Below are 20,982 nucleotides of genomic sequence, written 5' to 3'. Positions count from 1 at the left end.
TCCAAGCCGTTATACGAAAGCACTCTCAGCCACGGCGCCTTCTCTCTGGTTATCCGGTTCCTGGATACTTGTTCCCGTCATCAGATCAATACTTATTCAAAAAGCTTATTGTGAATCATAGCAAACCAGCAGGCACGCGTCAACAGGCGCTCCATAAAACTTTTTTAAAGAATAGCTATTCCGGTGAGACGGCCTGTTTTCCGAAATAGATCTCGTCCAAATCACGCAGCTTATTTTCTACGAGCACCTTGTACGTGTCGTTATACGTCTTCGGGTCTTTCGGATTCGGAAAACGTGACAGCTTGCCGCTCCCTGGTGCCATCAGCTTGGAGACTGCCCCACACCCCAGACCCAAAATCGTTTGAACCTCTTCCATAATCATGATGTTGTATATGCTTTCCTGTCCAGGCTTCGAATAACCTACATTCTCCAGGTTACCCAGGATGTTTTTTTGGCGATACAGATAATATGGATCATACCCGTTGGTAGCAGTCCAATCCGACGCCATGTCCATCATTCTGCTGATCTCCTCGCGACTGGCTACCTTGTAACGGTCTTTGTTCTGCGTCATTTCCGAAGCCCGCTTGAACGAAAGCGTATGGACGGTAAGGGATGCCGGCATCAGCTTTTCTACCTCTTGCAGGCTGTGCGCAAGCTCTGCTACACCTTCATTGGGGAGTCCAATAATCAAATCCATATTGATATTTGTAAGCCCCATCTCCATTGCCAGATGGTACTTTTCTATCGTCTCTTCGACAGTATGGTGGCGACCGATCGCTTGCAAGGTTTCCTGCGTAAACGATTGGGGGTTGATGCTAATGCGATCTACCTCCCAGCGCTTCATCACGTCCAGCTTTTCTCTGGTGATCGTGTCAGGTCGTCCTGCCTCTACCGTCAATTCACGAACATCAGCCATGTGAGGGAATGATTCGTGCATCGCTTCGAACAGATGATTCATATCATCGGCCGTGATGCTCGTTGGCGTCCCGCCACCAAAATAGATGGACGTAATCCGCTGGTCATTTTCCCGCAGCCACTTGCCCATGTGCTCGATCTCGTAATGAAGACCCGCCAAAAACGGATTTACGGACGCAGCATGGCTCCGAATGGCATAAGCAGGAAACGTACAGTAGGCACACTTCGTCGGACAAAATGGTATGCCAATATAGACAGATAGCTCGCGATCAATCTGATACAAATCCGGTACAACCGCAAGCTGCTTGTCAACGATCTCTTGCAGCAGCTTGAGTTTGTATGGTCGTAAAATCACCTCTTGCTGAAGGCGGCGATGTGCATCTTCTCTGTGGACACCTGCCACATTTAGCTGATGCAGCAATTTGGTTGGGCGTATCCCGGTCAAAATGCCCCACCCTTGCTCCATCCCCGTGTATTCTTCCAGCATTAACAAGAGCGCATAGCAAAGGGCCTGCTTGGCTGTTTTGCGCATCGCTTTTTCGTCACGAGCCACGTACGCCCGATTTACTTGATGAGTCAAGCGTTTTGTACCATCGAACAGCTCGCCTGTCGCCAAAACGCCCTCATCCTGTACTGTCAAAGCCAGTTTTATTTTTAAATCAGCCTCATTCGTCCATTCCGGGACAAAAACAAGCTGTGGATCCTCGTAAAACAAGGCAAGAATCAACGAGAGCTCACGCTCAAACGCGTGTCCCACGCATGTAATCTGTATCATGGAGTTCACCTGCTTTTTCAAAATGCCACTCCTCATCATAGCTGACGGTGACAGTCACGGTCAACTGTCCAAGTGGCACTGCAGCAGGCAAGCTCTCCCATCACTTCCGTTTTTTGCGCAAATGCTGAACATCTCTGACACTTGGAGTAAATTCCTTTGACAGTTCCACATCATTTAATGAAGCATCTTTTTCCAAAAAATCATGAAAATCGACAGAGAAAAACTTTCGGTTCAATTCCTGTGCAAAGGTTTCCTTATTTGATTGCCTCACGACAAATTCCTCCTGATTGCTCTATCTATCATTCCTATTATTGCCTTCCACTGGGAAATGCAATCTGGAAAATAGTGAGGAAGTTTGTCGGATGATGCAGGAAAAAGCAGGATATAGGGAGAAGTGATTAATTTGCCAAAAACATGTAAGACATATTTTGGTTCGTATGAGGAAATTAACGTGAAAGGATGTCTATCGTGTTTGTTCGTCAAAAGCTCCTGAGGACCCTCCTGACTTTTCTATGTGCCATTTCCATCCCCGTCTCTACAGCTTGGGCCGCCGGTTCTGTTCAGGTCACTGTGGACAAGCTCAATGTCCGTTCTGGTCCTAGCCTTCAGGACACTGTCGTCACCACTCTGCCGAACAAGACTGTATTGCCTGTGATCTCCACCAAAAACGACTGGGTTCAAGTGAAGCTGCCAAATGGGCAGACAGGTTGGGTTGCCAATTGGCTGGTAACAAACCAGCAGCAAGCCTCTGCTCCAGTTGCACAAGTGGAAAGCACGACCACGAATCTCAATGTACGCTCTGGCCCCGGACAAACGAATGCGATTGTCGGAACCATCAATCCGGGTACGCGCTATAACATCGTGCAGAAAAATGGAGAGTGGATTCAAATTCAGCTCTCTTCCCAAAGCAAAGGCTGGGTCGCTTCCTGGCTCGTAAAAGAAACGACAGCAGGACAAGCATCCACCCCCCCAGCTAATTCTGCAGGCGGCGGCACAACAACCACTGCCCCACCCGCTGGCGGATCGCAGGCAACCAAGCCACCTGCTGTACAAGGCAGCAGCCTGACCCTACAATACGCACCGTATGTTTACGCAACACCGGATCCCACTACACCCGCCATCGGTCAGCTTCATGCCGGTGAAACGGTGAATGTCATCACGCAACAAAATGGTTGGATTCAGTTTCCCTATGACGGTGTAAACGCCTGGTTTACAACTGAGCAGGCACCTAATCCAAACGCAGAGCTTGATCCTGGTAATCCACCGACGGATATCAATTCAGGAGCACAACCTGGACAGCCTACAACATCAACACCTGCCAAACAAACCGCTACTGTGCAAACAGACGGCTTAAACTTGCGCAGCGAGGCCAACACTACCAGCTCAATCATTACCACGCTGGCAGTCGGCACAAGTCTGACTGTTGTGGAGAAGCAGGGAGATTGGTACCGGGTACAAACTCCAGCAGGGCAAACGGGCTGGGTAGCAGGCTGGCTCATTACCGTATCGCAGCCAAGCATGCCGACACCAAGCGGTCCGTATGTCACCATCGTTAACCCTGATACAAATGTACGATCTGGCCCAAGCACTGAGCACGAAATCATCAAGCGAGTGCAACCGGGCGAAAAATATAGCATTGCCAATAAGGAAGGCGAATGGTTCCAGGTCAAGTTTACAGACGGGTCTAGCGGCTATATTGCCGGTTGGCTCGTATCGGCGAGCGGTGTACCTGCTGTCATTCGCGGCAATGAACTCGTCGGAAAAACCATCGTTGTCGATGCAGGACACGGCGGCAATGATAATGGCGCGACAGGCTCCAGTTTTTCTACCCTGGAGAAAACAGTAAACCTGCAGGTTGCTCTCTTGCTGAGAAACAAGCTGCAATCATCAGGAGCAAGCGTCATCATGACACGCGCTGATGACCGCAAGCTGACCCTTCAGCAACGGGTAGATGTGGCCATTAACAACAAGGCAGATATTTTTGTCAGTGTTCACCATAATACACATCCGAACACAGCGACAAACGGTTCAATCGTCTTTTTCTACAATCAGGGCAACTCCAGCAAGCTCGCTTCGCTGGTTCAAAATGAGCTGGTTAAAGCGACGAGCTACAAAGATTTGCAATCCCGCTTCGGCGACTACTTTGTTCTACGGGAAAACCAAGTCCCATCTATTTTGGCGGAGATTGGATTCCTCTCCAACTACAATGATGAAATACGGGTTCGCTCGGAGAAACAACAGGATTTAGCTGCCGAAGGCTTATACAAAGGGATTATTCAATACTTCAATTCGTTAAACCCGCAGGGCGGTTGATAAAGCCTTCTGCAAGATTGCCTTTGCCAAAGACATTCAAAAACCCCTAGCAATGAGCGGACTCGCAGCACACGACGAGCCCAACTTCCCTGCTGGGGGTTTCTTTTTTGATGTAAGAACAACAAGATCACGAAGAGGGACGTCTGTCCCAAGGCTCTACCTGCCCCACAATGGATTGCATCTCCTGTGACTGAATAGATCGAATCACGCCTTGGGCAATCTCGTTGTTCGTCAACCAACGTGATTTCTGCTCGTTCTCACAAATAAATCCGAGAATGATTTGATGATAGGTACAAGATGCTATTTCCTGGACAATCGGAGGATGGAGCCACGCTTTGCTCCCACATACGTGGTAGAGGCTCCAGTTCTTGTTTGGACGAGAGAGCACTTGTTGAATCGTGGGGAGTGCGTCTGGAGCTGTTTGATGAATCCAGGCTACCACAAGATCGATGTGTCTGTTCTCTCCAATTAACTGCTCCATCGCCTCACGCAAGTGGTCCGTCCGGTGATAATCGAGAGGAAGCAGTGTAAAGGATTGGGGATATAGGGAGCCGTCCCGAACTTGTGCAAGCCGTCCCTGATCTCTCCCGACCAATGTCACCAGATAGCCCTGCTCTGCGAGCCAGCGCGCCACTCCTGTCAACATCCCGCTCGCTCCTACCACCAATGCCTGCCTGCTCATTCCCACTCCCCCTCACCGCGACATTTCTAAGACTCTACAATCAATGTAACAGGCCCATCATTTATCAGGGCAACATCCATCATCGCTCCGAAACGGCCTGTTTCTACCTGCAATCCTTTTTCACGCAGCTTTTGATTAAACAGCTCATACAATGGTTCTGCCTGCTCGGGGCGTGCTGCTGCCATGAAGTTAGGACGTCTTCCTTTTCGGCAATCACCATAGAGCGTAAATTGAGAGACAGACAATATTTGCCCACCTGTTTCCAGAACGGAATGATTCATCTTCCCTTCCTCGTCTTCAAAAATCCGTAGATTTGCGATCTTGTCAGCGACGAACTCCACATCCTTTTCGCTGTCCTCGTGTGTAATTCCTACGAGCAGCATCAAACCGTGCGGAATCTGTCCGACAACCTCTCCTGCTACGGTTACACTCGCTTCTTTTGATCGTTGTACGACTACTCTCATAAATGCTTGTCCTCCTCATGCTCATTTCTTATCAAATCCGTGGAAGGTGTTGAAAACAAGAACACCCAATCCTCACAGGGATCAGGTGCTCAATATCCGGCGAACCGAATAAATATCTTTGATACGCTTAATGCGCTCTACTACTTTTTGCAAATGATCCACATTGCTGATCGATATTGTCATGTGTATGGTCGCAACCCGGTTTTTATCGGCTTTGCCACTGACAGCTGCAATGTTTGTTTTCGTCTCGGCGACCACTTGCAGAACATCATTGAGAAGGCCGCTCCGATCATTGCCCGTAATCTCGATTTCCACGTTGAAATTGTGCTTGAAGTCATTGTCCCACTCAACATCAATCAAACGCTCGGAGCACTCATCCGCCAGCACATTCGGACAGTCATAGCGGTGCACCGATACACCACGACCTCTTGTAATAAAGCCAATGATCTGGTCGCCTGGGACAGGGGTACAGCAGCGGGATATACGTACAAGCAGATTGTCTACACCGCGTACCTTTACTCCTGATTCACTTTTTGCCTGATGAACGGTATTAGGTTTAACCTCTGGAATGATCGGGTTCTGCTCTTCTCGTTCGCGGCGCAGCTTGTCAACCAAACGTGTAGCAATCTGAGATGCAGTAATTCCGCCGTATCCAACAGCGGCAAACATGTCTTCCGCCCCTTGGAAATTGAAACGGGCTGCAGCTTCCTTCAGGTTAGCTTCCGTCATAGCTTCCTTCACATCAAAGCTACGCGCCTTGACCTCGGTTTCAACCATCTGCTGACCTTTGGCGACGTTTTCTTCACGCTTTTCCTTTTTAAACCATTGTTTAATTTTATTGCGAGCATGTGCTGACTTCGCTATTTTCAACCAGTCCTGACTTGGTCCGTACGAATGCTTGGAAGTCAGAATCTCAATAATATCGCCCGTTTTCATTGCGTAATCAAGAGGAACGATCTTGCCATTTACTTTAGCACCGATCGTCCTGTTCCCCACCGCCGAGTGAATGCGATAGGAAAAGTCGAGCGGAACGGAGCCTTTTGGCAGCTCGACGACGTCTCCTTTTGGCGTGAAAACAAACACGGTATCCGAGAACAGGTCTTGCTTGAGGCTCTCCATAAATTCCTGGGCATTGGGAGCTTCCTCGGAACCACCCTCGATGATCTCGCGCAGACTCCCCAGCTTCTCGGCAAAAGATCCTTGTACGACGCTCTGACCTTCTTTGTAGGCCCAGTGAGCAGCGATCCCGATCTCCGCTGTCTGATGCATTTCCCATGTCCGGATTTGCACCTCGAGCGGCTCGCCCTTTGGCCCAATGACCGTCGTATGAAGCGACTGGTACATGTTTGTCTTCGGCATCGCGATATAATCCTTGAAACGGCCTGGCATCGGCTTCCACAGCGTGTGGACGATCCCGAGCACCGCGTAGCAATCACGAATGTCGTTTACGATAATCCGAAGTGCAAGCAGGTCATAAATCTCATTGAATTGCTTGTTTTGTTTCGTCATCTTTTTAAAGATGCTGTATATATGTTTCGGTCGACCCGAAATTTCTGCTTCAATGTTCAACTCGCCCAGCTTTTCCCTGATCGTATCCGAGGCTTCATTCAAGTAGGCTTCACGCTCGACCCGCTTTTTTTGCATCAGATTAACAATCCGATAGTATTGCTGCGGGTTCAGGTAACGAAGCGAGGTATCCTCCAGCTCCCATTTAACCGAGGCAATCCCCAGTCGATGAGCAAGTGGCGCAAAGATTTCCAGTGTTTCATCCGAAATCTCGCGCTGCTTTTCTTCGGACATATGCCGCAGTGTCCGCATGTTGTGCAGACGGTCAGCAAGCTTGATCATAATGACCCGAATGTCCTGCGCCATGGCAACCAGCATCTTGCGGTGGTTTTCAGCAAGCTGCTCTTCTTTTGACTTATACTTGATTTTTTCCAGCTTGGTAACACCGTCAACCAGCAACGCCACATCAGGGCCAAACTGATCGCGGAGATCATCCAGCGTAATCTCAGTGTCCTCTACCACATCATGCAAAAATCCGGCTGCAATCGTTACGGCATCCATATGCAAATTGGCAAGGATACCCGCTACAGCGATCGGGTGCATGATATAGGGCACACCAGACTTTCTCACCTGTCCCTCATGAGCCTTGTGAGCAAGCTGATAAGCACGCGTAATTAAGTCTATATCCGATTGGGATAAATAAGTGCTCGCTTTTTTTACTACCTCATCAATGCCGGTAATCATAGTTCCCTTCCCTTATCCTCTCATTAGAAAACCTGTCTACGCCATGCCCTTGGCAAAGCGCGGTTGCACTTATACGGGACAAGAATTTCTTCAATTCCTATCGGTATAAAAAAGCCTCAAATGAGGCCAACTCACAGAGGTGCTACTGCGTTATAAGTAAGTATGAACCCGCCGTGCCGTCAGCTAAACGCTATACGTGAATAGCCAAACGTAAACGTGGGCTCTGATGCAGCTAATCCGAATAAGAAAACTTGGCTATGGTATTTCATCTATTATCTTTTAAGTCGTTCATATTGTAAAGGTGCTTTCCCCTGTAAAGTAGGTACAGTCAAAGAAAAAAGAAAAAAACGGGTATATAACCCGCTTTTTTTCTTCGAAATTAGTATTGAATCAGAGATTTAATCGGCATATCCCCGATTTTTTGACGGCCATCCAAATAGGACAGCTCGATTAGGAAAGCAGCACCAACTACTTTACCGCCCAACTGTTCGATTAGGTTGATTGTCGTTTCAATCGTTCCACCAGTTGCCAACAAATCATCCGCAATCAAAACACGCTGCCCTGGTTGAATCGCGTCAACATGCACAGCCAGTGCGTCTTTTCCGTATTCCAGATCGTAGTCAGCTTTAATCGACTCATATGGAAGCTTGCCCGATTTGCGCACCGGAACAAATCCAATGCCCATCTCGTAGGAAAGTGGCGCGCCCACTACGAAACCACGCGCTTCTGGACCCGCAATCACTTCTGCTTGCACTTCCCGCGCAAATACAGCCAGCTCTTGAATAGCAGCACGATAGGCTGGACCGTCTTTTAACAAAGTGGTAATATCCTTGAAGCGGATACCAGGCTGCGGGTAATCAGGAATGACGCGAATATATTGTTTGAAATCCATGAATAATTCCTCCTAAACGGTGGAAGACTCCACCAACTGATGAAACGATTGAAGTAAGGCTTCTGAAGATGAAAGTAATAAATCTGTAGCCAGCTGAGACTCCTCTTGCCACTCCATATAAAGGCGAGAGCTTTCCAGTGGACGTTTTGCCGTATTGCTCAGTAAACGGTAATGGTCAGACTCCTCTGCCAAAAACTCCAGCTCTAGAAAAATACCGAGCATGCCGTCCAAAAGTGGCCTTTTCCACTTTAGCTTGCGTGCCAGCGCATCCAGATGGATATGCTTGACAGTTGGTACTTGCACGAAAAATTGGTACAGCTCTTTAAAGTGCTGACGTCCTGGACAGGAAAGCCGCTCCATTCCCAAGTCTGGATCGCCAAACATGCAATAAATTCTCTCTGCCTCTTTTATCCCCGTTAGGATGGCAGCAAAATCAGCACGACGTTTTGGCAGGTCGTACAGAATGACATTTTGACTAGATGAAAAAACGCTTTCGCTATTTTCATGCTCAAATACATACAGAGCCCTTCTCTGCTCCTCGGTAGCCTGCGATGCGAGCAAATCATAGCTATCTTTGTGGAAAAGCACAGTGATAGAGCCAGGTTCAGTCGAGAGCTGCAACCATTTTTGCGCTTTGTCGCGGCTTCCCCGCAAATCAAAGATTTGTTGATGTGGCACCGACAAATCCCGTATCGTTAGCTGGGGCTTGCGGTTGCCGTTCCATTCATTTACGGATAGCTCGCCCAAGACCTGGAAGCGTGCTTTTGGCGTCACCTTTTTGGTCACATGGGCCCAGTTAAAGCCGATCGCATCGACGGTTGTTCCGGATTTGCTCAAGGAGCATTTCAAGTGGTTGTCGTCACGGCCAATTGTACGCATCCCGGCGGTCTCTACATCCTCTAGCATTACCAAAGGAGTTGGATTTCCCATCCCATACGGAGCAAGCTGCTCCAGCTGTTCCACTGATTCGAGACTGATCTGGGTAATATCCATCGATACATCCACCTTGGTCAAGGGGATAAAATCATCCGCCGAAAGCCACTGACCAGCGAGCTCATTCAGTTTATTACGCATAAAATCAAGGTTCTCAACCGGCAGCGTCATCCCTGCTGCCATCGTATGTCCGCCGTAATGCGGCAACCATTCTTTGCAAGCAGTCAAAGCTTCATACATGTCAAAGCCGGCAATGCTGCGTGCAGAGCCTTTCGCCGTTCCCTTTTCCGGATCAATTCCCAGGACAATGGTTGGCCGGTAAAATGTCTCTACAAGCCTAGAGGCAACAATGCCGACAACCCCTACATTCCAGCCTTCCTTTGCCACTACCAGCACATTGTGCTCATCAGGCGGGTACAGCTCCTTCACCATCTGCACAGCTTCTTCTGTCATGGCTGCCACTAAATCCTGGCGATCACAATTCAAGTCATCGAGTGCCTGCGCACATGCTTCTGCTTCATTCGTGTCTTCTGTCGTCAGCAGCTTGACAGCCGATTCTGCGGTCTCCAAGCGCCCGCTCGCGTTTAATCGCGGCCCCAGGGCAAATCCTACATGTCCCGCCGACAAATCACTGTCCGAGAGCCCACAGACGCGGATCAACGCTTGCAGCCCAAGATTCCTCGTATGATTCAAGCGCTTCAGTCCCTCACGCGCGAGAATACGGTTCTCGTCAACCAGCGGTACCAGGTCAGCAATCGTACCCAAAGCTGCCAGATCAGCGAGATAGAGTGGCGGCTCTCCCAACAAGGCATGCCCCAGTTTAAAGGCAACTCCTACCCCTGCGAGCATGTCAAACGGATACGAACAGCCAGGCTTTTTGGGATTAATCACAGCAAATGCCTCCGGGATGATTGCCGGAGGTTCGTGGTGGTCGGTTACAATTACGTCAAGACCCAGCTGTTTGGCATACTCCACCTGCTCTACTGCACTAATCCCGGTATCTACTGTAATAATCAGCTTGTAACCGCTTTGCTGCAGCTGCGCCAAGGCGTCTTTATGTAACCCATACCCTTCGGTAAAACGGTTTGGGATGTAATAGTCAAACACGGCGCCCAGTTGGCGCAAAACATGTACCATAAGTGATGTGGAACTTACGCCATCCGCATCATAATCACCATAAATGCATATCGGTTCCTGATCTGCAATGGCCTGCCTAATACGGCGCACGCTTTGTTCCATTCCATCTAGCAAGAACGGATCATGAAATAAATCTGGTCCTGCCTGAAGAAAATCTCGGGCCTTTTGCGATGACTCAATGCCTCGAATGACCAGCAGCTTGGATACGAGCGGAGTGAGCTGACATTCTTCTGCAATCGTTGCAGCTAATTGATCATCGTAAGTAGCCAGTTTCCAGCGAGTTTTCGCTTTCAGCATGAGCGTTCCTCCAATCCTCATTCATTATAGAGGATGGAGCGGGAGACTGACAACTGCGTAAAACATACAGCTTTTGCTGAAAGCCCGACAAATCCACATTCAGGGATTGATATGCACAAAAACATCGCGTACCTCCGGAAACTTTTTCATCAGCTCATGCTTTACCTGTTTGCCAATCCGATGCCCCGCTTCTACGGTAATGAACGGATCCACCCCTATTTTTACGTCGACAATTTGGTAGTGCCCATGCTCACGGGCACGGAAAGAGTCGATGCGCATGACCCCAGAAACTTCCAGTATCGCCTGCCGCAGTTCCTTCGTATCATCGTCGTGCAAAACATGGTCGAGCGTACTATGTATCGATTCCATCAAAATCTTGTACGCCATCTTCAACACGAGCAAGGTCACAAAAATACCTGCAACTGGGTCTAGGTACAGCATCCAGGGAATTCCTAGCCGTCCACCGACAATTGCGCCACCAATCCCTACTAGTGCCGCAAAAGAAGAGAACACGTCAGAGCGATGCTCCAATGCATTTGCCATCAGTGATTGGCTTTTGAGCTTTTTCCCTAGCTTGTATTTATACCGATACATCCACTCTTTTACGATCATGGAGCCGATTGCCGCCCAAACCGCAAGTAGGCCCGGTGCTTCCAAAGGAATGAAGAGTGACTTGATTGAGGACACGCCCATTTCGAAGCCAACCACTGCAAGCAAGACGGAAACGATGATTGCCGAAACAGACTCCGCTTTTCCGTGACCATACGGATGATCCTCGTCAGGTGGACGTTCTGCAGCACGCAAACCGATTAAGACGGCGACCGATCCGATTACATCCGACGCTGAGTGTATGGAATCAGCAATCAAAGCTTGAGACTTGGCGATTACACCAATCAATAGCTTTACTCCTGCCAGTGCAATGTTTCCAATAATCCCTACCCACGCAGCAAACTGTGCTTTGGCTAGGCGCTCATCTGTCATCTACAGTCCCTCCCGAATGATATTCCCCTCTTGAGAGTAGAAAACCGCGGAGAGATACCCCCGCGGTCTTTATCTTACGTCTAATTACGCTTGTTTTTCTTTTTTCTTTTTCATCATGTTGCGCTCTTTCAAGTTTACCCAAATTTGTGCGGCAATAAAGATGGAAGAATACGTACCACTCACCAGACCGAACAAAAGCGCCAGGGAGAAGTTGCGAATGCTCTCGCTGCCCAATACCGCCAGTGCCAGCGCTGTGAAAAATACGGTGGCTACAGTGTAGATCGAACGGCGCATCGTCTGCCAAAGAGATACGTTAACCAGATGCTCAAGCTCTGGAATCGTTTTGGACTTCATGGTTCTTAGGTTTTCCCGAATCCGGTCAAAAATAACGATCTTGTCGTTAATTGAGTAACCGAGAATGGTAAGGATCGCTGCAATAAACGTGATATCTACTTCCAAGCCTAATACAGAGAAAAGCGCGATCGGGATAAATACGTCATGCAAAAGTCCCGCAACACATGCAATCCCGAAGAGCCATTGGAAACGGATCGCAATGTAAATGACGATACCGATGGAGGCAATCGCAACGGCGATCGCAGCTTTCTTCACCATTTCACGTGCAATCGTTGGGTCAACAGATGATACCTGCTTCGTTACCTGATCCCCAAACTTTTTCTTCAGAGCAGTTTCCAGCTTCATCATCGTGTCAGACGGAATGGCTTGATCAAAACGGGTATACGCTTGGTTTTCACCATAACGGGTGATGCCGGTAAAAGCAACATCCGGAATTTCTTGTTTTATGACCGCCTCAACATCTGCGGTATTAAATTCTTTTCCCACAAAAATATCGAGTCGTGTCCCTGCTTTAAAGTCTACACCCAAGTGAAGACCTTGGAACAGCATAAACAAAAAGCCGATAATAATGATCGCAGAAGAGCCGATAAAATACTTTCGGCGATTCTTTACGATGTCAAATCTAACGACCGTGTTCTCTTGATTAAAGCTCACCGATCTCACTCTCCTTTACTCCGAACCAGAACGGCTTTTTAAACATGTTGGAACGGACCACCAGCCACAGGAGGAAGCGAGACCCAAACACGTTGGTAATGATACTTACGATGATTGTCATAGCGAGTACGACCGCAAAACCTTGGACAGAGCTTGTCCCGAAGAAGAACAGCACGCCCGTCGCAATCAGTGTCGTTACGTGAGCGTCGATAATGGTAATCAGGGAACGGCGTTCACCGGAGCGGAAAGCAGACAGAACGGTTTTTCCTGAACGCAGTTCTTCTTGAATCCGTTCGTACGTAATGATGTTGGCGTCAACGGCAATACCGACAGCCAAAATAAATCCGGCGATCCCCGGCAATGTCAGTGTCGCGTCCATCCAGTCCAGAACGACCATACAAAAATAAGTAAATCCAGCCAGTGTGATATTCGCAATCATTCCTGGCATGCGGTATACAAACAACATGAAGAAGAAAATCAAAGCTGCACCGATGTAGCCTGCATAAATCGTCTTTTGCAAGGCCAATGCACCAAGTGAAGCACCGACAGAGTTTACTTGCAGCTCGACCAATTTCGCTGGCATCGCACCGGAATTCAAGAGGTCAACCAATTCTTGCGCACTCTCTTGTGTGTAATTACCAGTAATTTGTGCGTTTCCACCCGTAATTACGCTTTGAATGGTAGGGTTGGTTTGCATATTTTCATCCAAATAGATGGCCATATGCTTACCTAAATTGGCGCGTGTTACATCTTCCAATTTTTTCGGGTCAGAAATTTTCAGGGTAACCAAAGGGCGTTTCAGATCATCATATCCTACTGCTGCCCCGCCAGGAGCCAAATCGCTTCCCTGTAAAATAATCTTGCCAGCTTCGTCACGGAATGTAAGCACAGCAGGTTTACCGATCAGTTCACGAAGCTTGTCCTGATCTGCCGATTGTGAGGCGATTTGTACACGAATCCGGTTTGGAAGCTCAGTAGCAATTACAGGCTCTACGACACCACCAATGTTAATCCGTTTCTCAATCATGTGCGCAGTTGATTTCAACAGCTCGATATCAACCTTGTGTCCAGCCTCGAGAGGCTCTACCTCGTACAGAATCTCAAACCCGCCCTGCAGGTCCAGACCGAGTGTGATGTTCTTTGCCACCTGTGTGATCGTAGTTGACACGAGTGTGCCCAAAAGTCCTACAACGACCAGGAACAGGAGGAATCTTCCCCATTTTATCATAGCAGTAATACCCCTCTTTCCTAACAGGGTCCCGTCCTAGACGAGAAACCAATATGCCCATTATAGCGAAGTATGAAAAAACGTGTCAATTATTGCTGGAAAGATGAACCATGGTAACCCACCCCTTGTCTGCATTGCGCAACATACGTATACGAATGGGGGCTGAGAAAGTTTCACTATGAATTTTTGTACATTTGGATCATCAAGTAGTTCATATACTTATTTGGCTTCAAAGACAGGACATCATTGACTAAACGGTGAAGCGGAGGAAACTCTTTGTAGCTGCTTACAACACATTCCCACACTTCCTCTGCGGTCACATTTTCATAGCCGAGCATGGCGAATTCCTCCGCTTTACTCTGGCAAAGACTAGCTACTTGCCCATACCATTCCTGCTTTTGCGCTTGATCCATTCTGTTTCCCCCTCAAAGTAGTCATGCCGAGTGCGGCACGTCCATATTCTTTACTGAGTGAATTTATTGGTGCAAAGGAGCCTTCCATGAGACAGTCATTCTTTTACGGAACGGTTATCCTCATCATTGCTGGCGGCATTACGAAGGTGTTTGGCTTTGCTCACAGGATCGTGCTTTCGCGCATCATCGGTGCGGAAGGAATGGGGCTATATCAAATGGTTGTGCCCCTGTTATACTTTCTGATTACTGTGACAACATTTGGTCTGCCAGTAGCCATCGCCAAACAAGTGGCAGAAACAGAAGCGGCAAACAATCCCCGCCTTACCCGTAAGTTCCTGTTATTAGCTTTATCCATAGCCAGTGGGATTAGCCTGGTCGTCTGCACGGTGCTCGTCGTTTTTTCAAATTGGATCGCCGGAGCACTGTTTGCTGACGAACGTGCCCATGTCGTGATGCTCGCTGCTATCCCAGTCATCCCGATCGCGAGCATTTCCCTGGTTCTGCGCGGGTATTTCCAAGGGAAGCAAAACATGGTGCCCACTGCTGTGTCTCAGCTATTGGAACAAGTAGTAAGAATGGCTTTGGTCGTCATCATGACCATCACCTTTCTCTCTTCCGGGATCGAATACGCCACTGCCGGAGCTGTCGCTAGCATTGTTTTTGGGGAAGCAGCAGGACTTTTGTACATTTTGTGGCAATACCGAAAGGGCAGTAAAAAAACAGCCGCCCAGTTTTTTGAAAAACCATTATTTTTAGCTGTTTCCAAAAGCAGGGCGAGCATCAAGCAATTGATTCACGTCGCGCTTCCAGTCACTATGAGTCGGGTCATCGGCTCCATTGCCTACGTTCTGGAACCGATGCTTGTCCCACTCGCTCTTGTCATCGCCGGTCATACCACCGCTACTGCTACAGGACTCTACGGTCAATTTGCCGGTATGGCTGTACCTTTGCTGCTCTTTCCAACGTTCCTAACCTATTCCTTGTCCGTTTCACTGGTTCCTGCTGTCGCAGAGGCCGCTTATCAAAACAATGCCCCCCTCGTGCATCGACGCATTTACCAAGCCATGCGGATTACACTCGTTATAGGAGCACCGTGTACAGTGTTGCTTACTATTTTCGCAGAGCCGCTTTGCGCTCTTTTATACGGAGAGCAATTTACAGAAGTAGGCATTTTACTAAAAGAGCTGGCTCCCTTTTCTGTTTTTCTATTCTTTCAGGCTCCCCTGGCAGCAGCCCTGCAAGGTCTCGACTTCGCTCAAGTCGTGTTTCGTAATACCCTTATCAGTGCTGTTATCAAAACAGCCGCCATGTTTTTGTTAACCTCTCACCCATCTTTCGGGATTCATGGCGCGGTGATTGCCATGAACATCGGCATCACCTTGGGGACACTGCTTCATTTTGCCAGCCTGATTAAGAAAATCGGTTTTACCATTGATCTGCGGGAGTTCGGCAAAATTGGCGCCGCTATGCTGGCTATGGGCTATTCAGGCTGGTATATAGCGAATCACTGGTTTATCGAGGCCTCTACGGGTCGCCTGCTGCTCTTAAGCACCATGGCAAGTATGTTGCTTTACCTCGTCCTGTTGGTTGCGATGCGTGTTCTCGGCAAACAGGATGTGCGTCGTATTCCTTGGATCGGGGAACAATTGGCAATCTTTTTCCCTCGCCGCTGACATTATTGCAGCGGCTTGTCCTTTTTGTCCAAATACATGATCCCGCGATCGTCTATCGAGCAAAACGAAACATCGCGTACGTCCTTGATCCCATATTTGCGAATCTCTCGCTTTAACCAGAGCTCGTTCTGTCCAATTTTTTTTAGTGCCTCATCCCTTACTTTCCCATCTAAAATTAACGGGATCGGAAGTCCTTTAAAAAATACGGGACCCACGGGTTTGCTTTCGGGTATTTCCATGTCTTCACGCTTTACCGTGTCTTTGGGCTGCTTTAAAAACACACTCATCTGACCAGTAGGCTCCATCACCGCAAATTCAACGTCAGCAATGTTCTTTACATTTTTTTGCCGCAAATGAACCATCAGGTCATCCATATTCAAACGGTTCCGGCGCATGGCATGCTCTCTGATTTCGCCGTTTTCAATAATCAAGTCTGCCGACCCTGCTACCACATCACGGAACTTCTTGCTTTTCAAGGCAAAATACGCCAGACCAATTTCCAACAAACCGATCAGCAGCATGGGTATGTAATAAAGAATGGCCGGCTTGTCAACATCCTCAATTGCCATAGCGGCCATCTCAGCAAGCATAATCGAGATCACAACATCAAAAACAGATAGCTTCCCCAACTCTCGCTTCCCCATCATTCGCATAATGATCAGGAGAAAAAAATACGAGAAAAGGGTGCGTAGCAACGCTGTTGAAAGTCCTTCCACTTCACGACGCCCCCTAAAGACATTTGATACTAGTCTTTAGCAAAGGGGCGTTCAACTATTAGCGCCAATTACAGCCACTTTCGCTTTTGGAAAATTTTGAGCATCCCAAACGTCATCCCCAGCATGATCACAAGCGCGACCACCAGCATATACGGCTCCGCTTCTTCTCCCAACCAGGCAAAGGTATTCATTCCAAACAACCCTGTAATAAACGTCAAAGGCAGGATGATCGTCGAGATGATGGTTAACACTCGCATCGTCTCTGTTGTTTTTGCACTAATAATCGTGTAGTACGTATCCAGTGTACCATTTACCAGATCACGGAAGGTTTCCGTCGAATCTGAAATCCTCTCCAAATGGTCTGTCAGGTCACTGTAGAACGGAACGTTTTCCTCGGAGATATCGAAGGAATAGCGGCCATTTACGTTGGCGAAGATTCGCTTCTGCGGCATAATGACGCGACGAATCAAAATAATCGTTCGCTTCAACGCGAGGAACTCCTCGGTAATTTCCTGCATCTGGTGCTCGTAAATCTCGTCCTCCAGCTCGTCAATCCGCACACTAATCCGGTCGATAATCGGGAAGTACTCATCCGTAATCCCGTCGACAATCGCATAAAGCAAATAATCAGGACCGCGATTTAAATAAGAAATATTACGATGGCACATAGCTGCGATCCGTCCGATAGTGTTCATAGGGGATTTGTGAATCGTGACGATATAATTCGGGCCGAGAAACACGTTCAGTTCTACTGTGGTAATCTCATCGTCGCTCTCCTCATTGTAACGCAGGGCGTGAAAGACGAAGAAATAATAATCATCGTACTTATCCACTTTGGCCCGTGGACTTACGTGCAGACAGTCCTCGATAGCCAGTTGGTGAAAGTCGAAGATCTTAGCAATATAGGGAAGCTCATTGTTGCCCACATCATACAGATCAATCCAGAGCAGGTCCTCTGGCGATTTCAGCCACTGATCCTTTGTAGCCAAATCAACATCGTGAAACATCTTCTGTTCTGAGTGGTTGTAAAAGTAGGTTTTGATCATCTTCCTCACCCCCGTCTTGTTCCTCATCCATCATACGAAAATTCCTTTCAATGTTCAACGCGAATATGAATACGTCTGCCAAGCCTTTCATATAGATGGTACAAACACTTGAGCAGTGAGGGGGGTAATATTGTGCGGAGTGCATCCACCTCTGTACTGACGGGATTATTGTATACGCTTGGCCTCATTTTGATTGGAGCATTGCTGGCCACTCTTCTTCTGAGCTTTACCAGCATGCGAGAAGCTTCTCTCCCCTATTTTACTTACGTCATCAATGCCATAGGCCTTTTGACAGGTGGTTTTGTAACAGGTCGGCGATGCGGCGGCAAAGGCTGGTACTATGGGGGGTTAACCGGGCTTTCCTATTTCATTTTAGTCATTTTAATCGGCTTTCTTGGCTTTGATGCCCCTATGCAATGGAACACCTTTCTCTATCTCCTCGCTGCCTTTGGTATCGCAGGCATTGGAGGAATTATGGGGGTAAACTCTGCCAATTCCAGTCACAAGCCAAAAGGAATCAAGCCGCGGCGGTAGTGTACAGGCGCAGAAATGCAAAAAAGCAGGCGGGAGACTCCCACCTGCTTTTCCTGTATTATTTCGATTCTTCTTTTGCTTCTTCCACTTTTGCTGGCTCGCTTTTTGCTGCTGACTCGTTGCTAGCAGACACCACGCTATTGATAGCACCGCGATCAAACGATACATTCACATTGTGTGCGATACGCAAGGTTACCATATCATCTGTCAGCTCTTGAATCGTACCGTGCATGCCGCCGATCGTAACGATTTTGTCGCCCTTTTTGATCGCAGCAAGCATTGCGTTACGCTGCTTTGCTTTTTTCTGTTGCGGACGAATCAGCAAGAAGTAGAAAATCGCAAACATGATGATAATCGGTAAAAAATTCGTCAAGCCTTCCATGTAAATCCCCCTCGATTAAAAAGATCTATCTTCACCCAATCCATATTGAGCGAAAAACTGGTCTCGGAAATCTTGCAAGCGGTCTTCGGCAATGGCCTGACGCACCTGCTCCATCAACTTCACCAGGAAGTACAAGTTGTGGTAGGTAGTAAGACGAATACCAAAGGTTTCCTCCGACTTGACCAGGTGTCGGATGTAAGCACGTGTGTAATTCTTGCAGGTGTAGCAGTCGCAATTCGGATCCAGCGGAGTGAAATCACGAGCGTATTTGGCATTGCGAATGACCAGTCTTCCCTGGCTTGTCATGCATGTCCCATTTCGCGCTATACGCGTTGGCAATACACAATCAAACATATCGATTCCCCGGATAGCCCCATCAAGCAGTGCATCTGGTGAACCTACCCCCATCAAATAACGGGGCTTGTTTGTAGGAAGCAGCGGAACGGTATGCTCCAGCACTTCATACATCAATGAAAACGGTTCCCCTACGCTCAAGCCACCGATCGCGTATCCCGGGAAGTCCATAGATACGAGGTCACGGGCGCTTTGAGCACGCAAATCGTTGTACATCCCGCCTTGGACGATACCGAAAAGCGCTTGCTCATCTGGACGGGAGTGTGCCTTCAGGCAGCGCTCAGCCCAACGGGTCGTCCGCTCCATCGATTTCTTCACATAATCGTACTCAGCCGGATACGGAGCACACTCATCAAAGGCCATAAAGATATCCGCACCCAATGCATTCTGAATCTGAGTCGCTTCTTCTGGTCCGATAAACAGCTTTTCTCCGTTCAGGTGAGAGCGGAAGGAAACGCCTTCCTCCGTGATTTTGCGCAGATTACTCAAGCTAAAAACCTGGAATCCACCCGAGTCAGTCAGAATGGCACGATCCCAATTCATAAATCCGTGCAGACCGCCTGCTTCTCTCACAATTTCATGCCCTGGGCGAAGAAACAAATGGTAGGTGTTGCTGAGAATAATGCCCGCTCCGATTGATTTCAGTTCCTCCGGGCTCATCGTCTTGACCGTTGCCTGTGTGCCTACTGGCATAAAGACCGGGGTGTCAATGGTCCCATGAGGAGTATGGAGTTTACCGAGACGTGCACCTGTTTGTTTGCATGTTTTGATTAATTCGTAGCGTACAGCCAAATCATTGCACTCCTCAAGCTATGTATGTAAGTCTTTCCTATTATAGAAAAACTTCCGGGTGAAGTAAACCCACCCAAGTCATAAGTACACACTTATACAGGTGGGTTGTTCACATTTCTTATGGCAGAGACTTTTTATAAAATGAGCATAGCATCTCCAAAGCTGAAAAAGCGATATTCTTCCTGAACCGCCGTTTTGTACGCATTCATGACATTGTCTTTTCCAGCCAATGCGGAAACCAGCATGACAAGCGTAGACTTCGGCAAGTGGAAATTGGTCATAAGTCCGTCCAAAATCGAAAAGGTATAGCCCGGATAAATAAAAATATCGGTCCAGCCGGAAGTCGCTGCCAGCTTTCCTCCATGTGCTCTGCCCACCGTCTCCAGTGTACGGCATGAAGTTGTCCCGACAGCGATCACCCGTCTGCCCTCTGCTTTCGCCCGGTTGACCAACTCTGCCGTTTCTTCAGGTATCTCGTAATACTCTGCATGCATCACATGCTCCTCGACGGAATCAGCTGCAACGGGGCGAAACGTCCCCAGTCCGACATGCAGCGTCACATATGCCAGCTGGATTCCTTTTGCCGCGATTTTCTCCAGATAAGGCTTCGTGAAATGCAGGCCTGCAGTTGGAGCTGCTGCCGATCCTCTCTCCCGTGCGTAAACCGTTTGGTATCGCTCACTGTCCTCCAGCTGTGCATGGATATAAGGAGGCAAAGGCATCGAGCCAAGCTGATCGAGAATCTCGTAAAAAATTCCCTCGTACATAAAGCGTACAATCCGCCCTCCCGTCTCAGTCACCTCTTCACATACACAACGCAGAAGTCCATTCCCGAAAACCACTTCCGTACCAGGCTTCATCCGCTTTCCTGGCTTCACCAGTGTCTCCCAGCGATCGTCACCCAAAGATTTTAGCAGGAGAATTTCGATTTTTGCTCCTGTCTCAGACTTTTCTCCAATCAATCTGGCAGGCAACACTCGGCTGTCATTCATGACGAGCACATCTCCTGGCTGCAGATGATCAATCAGATCAGTAAAATGCTGGTGCATAATCTCTCCGGTTTGCTTCTGCAAAACAAGCAATCTGGATGAAGTCCGATCTTCTAAAGGATGCTGGGCAATCAGATGCTCCGGCAGCTCAAAATCAAATTGTTGCACGTCCACGAATCGTTACTCCCTTTTCTGTCAGATCATGTCG

The 20,982-nt window shown here is 48.3% G+C and carries 19 protein-coding genes; 3 read left to right on the top strand and 16 right to left on the bottom strand.

The window, feature by feature from the left end; genetic code table 11:
- Positions 1–175: 175 nt before the first annotated feature.
- Both ADS79_RS08440 and ADS79_RS35585 read right to left on the bottom strand, forming a co-directional pair.
- Positions 176–1,690 (bottom strand): coproporphyrinogen III oxidase, encoded by a 1,515-nt coding sequence (locus ADS79_RS08440; RefSeq protein WP_049738179.1) that lies wholly within the window; start codon positions 1,688–1,690, stop codon positions 176–178.
- Positions 1,691–1,790: 100 nt separating this feature from the next.
- Positions 1,791–1,961: a hypothetical protein gene (locus ADS79_RS35585; protein ID WP_162839512.1), complete on the bottom strand. Its 171-nt coding sequence runs from the start codon at positions 1,959–1,961 to the stop codon at positions 1,791–1,793.
- Between the two features lie 188 nt (positions 1,962–2,149).
- Here ADS79_RS35585 and ADS79_RS08435 point away from each other — a divergent pair, with 188 nt between their 5' ends.
- Positions 2,150–4,003 carry an N-acetylmuramoyl-L-alanine amidase family protein gene (locus tag ADS79_RS08435; RefSeq protein WP_049737956.1) on the top strand — a complete coding sequence of 618 codons (1,854 nt, stop codon included), beginning with the start codon at positions 2,150–2,152 and terminating at the stop codon, positions 4,001–4,003.
- 127 nt (positions 4,004–4,130) lie between these two features.
- Here ADS79_RS08435 and ADS79_RS08430 read toward each other — a convergent pair whose 3' ends face one another.
- The 9 genes from ADS79_RS08430 to ADS79_RS08395 all read right to left on the bottom strand — a co-directional run bounded on the left by ADS79_RS08430 (position 4,131) and on the right by ADS79_RS08395 (position 14,288).
- Complete coding sequence (locus tag ADS79_RS08430; protein ID WP_049737955.1) at positions 4,131–4,685, bottom strand: Rossmann-fold NAD(P)-binding domain-containing protein; 555 nt, start codon at positions 4,683–4,685, stop codon at positions 4,131–4,133.
- A 26-nt stretch (positions 4,686–4,711) separates the two neighbouring features.
- On the bottom strand, positions 4,712–5,149 hold the full coding sequence (dtd, locus tag ADS79_RS08425; protein WP_049737954.1) for a D-aminoacyl-tRNA deacylase: 438 nt from the start codon (positions 5,147–5,149) through the stop codon (positions 4,712–4,714).
- Positions 5,150–5,230: 81 nt separating this feature from the next.
- Positions 5,231–7,399 carry a RelA/SpoT family protein gene (locus ADS79_RS08420; protein ID WP_049737953.1) on the bottom strand — a complete coding sequence of 723 codons (2,169 nt, stop codon included), beginning with the start codon at positions 7,397–7,399 and terminating at the stop codon, positions 5,231–5,233.
- Between the two features lie 379 nt (positions 7,400–7,778).
- Positions 7,779–8,291: an adenine phosphoribosyltransferase gene (locus tag ADS79_RS08415; protein ID WP_049737952.1), complete on the bottom strand. Its 513-nt coding sequence runs from the start codon at positions 8,289–8,291 to the stop codon at positions 7,779–7,781.
- A 12-nt stretch (positions 8,292–8,303) separates the two neighbouring features.
- Positions 8,304–10,658 carry a single-stranded-DNA-specific exonuclease RecJ gene (recJ, locus tag ADS79_RS08410; RefSeq protein ID WP_049737951.1) on the bottom strand — a complete coding sequence of 785 codons (2,355 nt, stop codon included), beginning with the start codon at positions 10,656–10,658 and terminating at the stop codon, positions 8,304–8,306.
- 99 nt (positions 10,659–10,757) lie between these two features.
- Positions 10,758–11,639 (bottom strand): cation diffusion facilitator family transporter, encoded by an 882-nt coding sequence (locus ADS79_RS08405; protein WP_049737950.1) that lies wholly within the window; start codon positions 11,637–11,639, stop codon positions 10,758–10,760.
- A gap of 84 nt (positions 11,640–11,723) precedes the next feature.
- Positions 11,724–12,647 (bottom strand): protein translocase subunit SecF, encoded by a 924-nt coding sequence (secF, locus tag ADS79_RS34165; RefSeq protein ID WP_084765705.1) that lies wholly within the window; start codon positions 12,645–12,647, stop codon positions 11,724–11,726.
- A complete protein-coding gene (secD, locus tag ADS79_RS34160; RefSeq protein ID WP_084765703.1) occupies positions 12,637–13,875 on the bottom strand; it encodes a protein translocase subunit SecD in 1,239 nt (412 codons plus the stop codon). The genes secF and secD overlap by 11 nt, the downstream gene beginning before the upstream one ends.
- Before the next feature lie 176 nt (positions 13,876–14,051).
- The gene (locus ADS79_RS08395; protein ID WP_049737949.1) at positions 14,052–14,288 is read right to left on the bottom strand and encodes a post-transcriptional regulator; all 237 of its coding nucleotides are present in this window, start codon (positions 14,286–14,288) and stop codon (positions 14,052–14,054) included.
- 86 nt (positions 14,289–14,374) lie between these two features.
- Here ADS79_RS08395 and spoVB point away from each other — a divergent pair, with 86 nt between their 5' ends.
- Positions 14,375–15,961 (top strand): stage V sporulation protein B, encoded by a 1,587-nt coding sequence (gene spoVB / locus ADS79_RS08390; RefSeq protein ID WP_049737948.1) that lies wholly within the window; start codon positions 14,375–14,377, stop codon positions 15,959–15,961.
- 2 nt (positions 15,962–15,963) lie between these two features.
- Here the strand turns inward: spoVB and ADS79_RS08385 are convergent, their stop codons facing one another.
- Positions 15,964–16,677, bottom strand: a complete 714-nt coding sequence (locus tag ADS79_RS08385) for a DUF421 domain-containing protein (protein ID WP_049737947.1) — start codon at positions 16,675–16,677, stop codon at positions 15,964–15,966.
- A 68-nt stretch (positions 16,678–16,745) separates the two neighbouring features.
- A complete protein-coding gene (gene corA / locus ADS79_RS08380; protein WP_049737946.1) occupies positions 16,746–17,723 on the bottom strand; it encodes a magnesium/cobalt transporter CorA in 978 nt (325 codons plus the stop codon).
- A gap of 132 nt (positions 17,724–17,855) precedes the next feature.
- On the opposite strand from corA, the gene ADS79_RS08375 reads away from it, so the two are divergent.
- Positions 17,856–18,257, top strand: coding sequence for a TIGR04086 family membrane protein (locus ADS79_RS08375; RefSeq protein WP_049737945.1), 402 nt, complete (start codon positions 17,856–17,858; stop codon positions 18,255–18,257).
- A gap of 58 nt (positions 18,258–18,315) precedes the next feature.
- On the opposite strand, the gene yajC is transcribed toward ADS79_RS08375, so the two are convergent.
- The 3 genes from yajC to queA all read right to left on the bottom strand — a co-directional run bounded on the left by yajC (position 18,316) and on the right by queA (position 20,948).
- Positions 18,316–18,639 (bottom strand): preprotein translocase subunit YajC, encoded by a 324-nt coding sequence (gene yajC / locus ADS79_RS08370; RefSeq protein WP_049737944.1) that lies wholly within the window; start codon positions 18,637–18,639, stop codon positions 18,316–18,318.
- 15 nt (positions 18,640–18,654) lie between these two features.
- Positions 18,655–19,785, bottom strand: a complete 1,131-nt coding sequence (gene tgt / locus ADS79_RS08365) for a tRNA guanosine(34) transglycosylase Tgt (RefSeq protein ID WP_049737943.1) — start codon at positions 19,783–19,785, stop codon at positions 18,655–18,657.
- A gap of 134 nt (positions 19,786–19,919) precedes the next feature.
- The gene (queA, locus tag ADS79_RS08360; protein WP_049737942.1) at positions 19,920–20,948 is read right to left on the bottom strand and encodes a tRNA preQ1(34) S-adenosylmethionine ribosyltransferase-isomerase QueA; all 1,029 of its coding nucleotides are present in this window, start codon (positions 20,946–20,948) and stop codon (positions 19,920–19,922) included.
- Positions 20,949–20,982: the final 34 nt, after the last annotated feature.

The sequence above is a fragment of the Brevibacillus reuszeri genome, assembly GCF_001187725.1.
Classification (GTDB): Bacteria; Bacillota; Bacilli; order Brevibacillales; family Brevibacillaceae; genus Brevibacillus; species Brevibacillus reuszeri.
The sequence above is the reverse complement of the archived record's forward strand: the minus strand, read 5'-3'. Positions and strand labels throughout refer to the sequence as shown.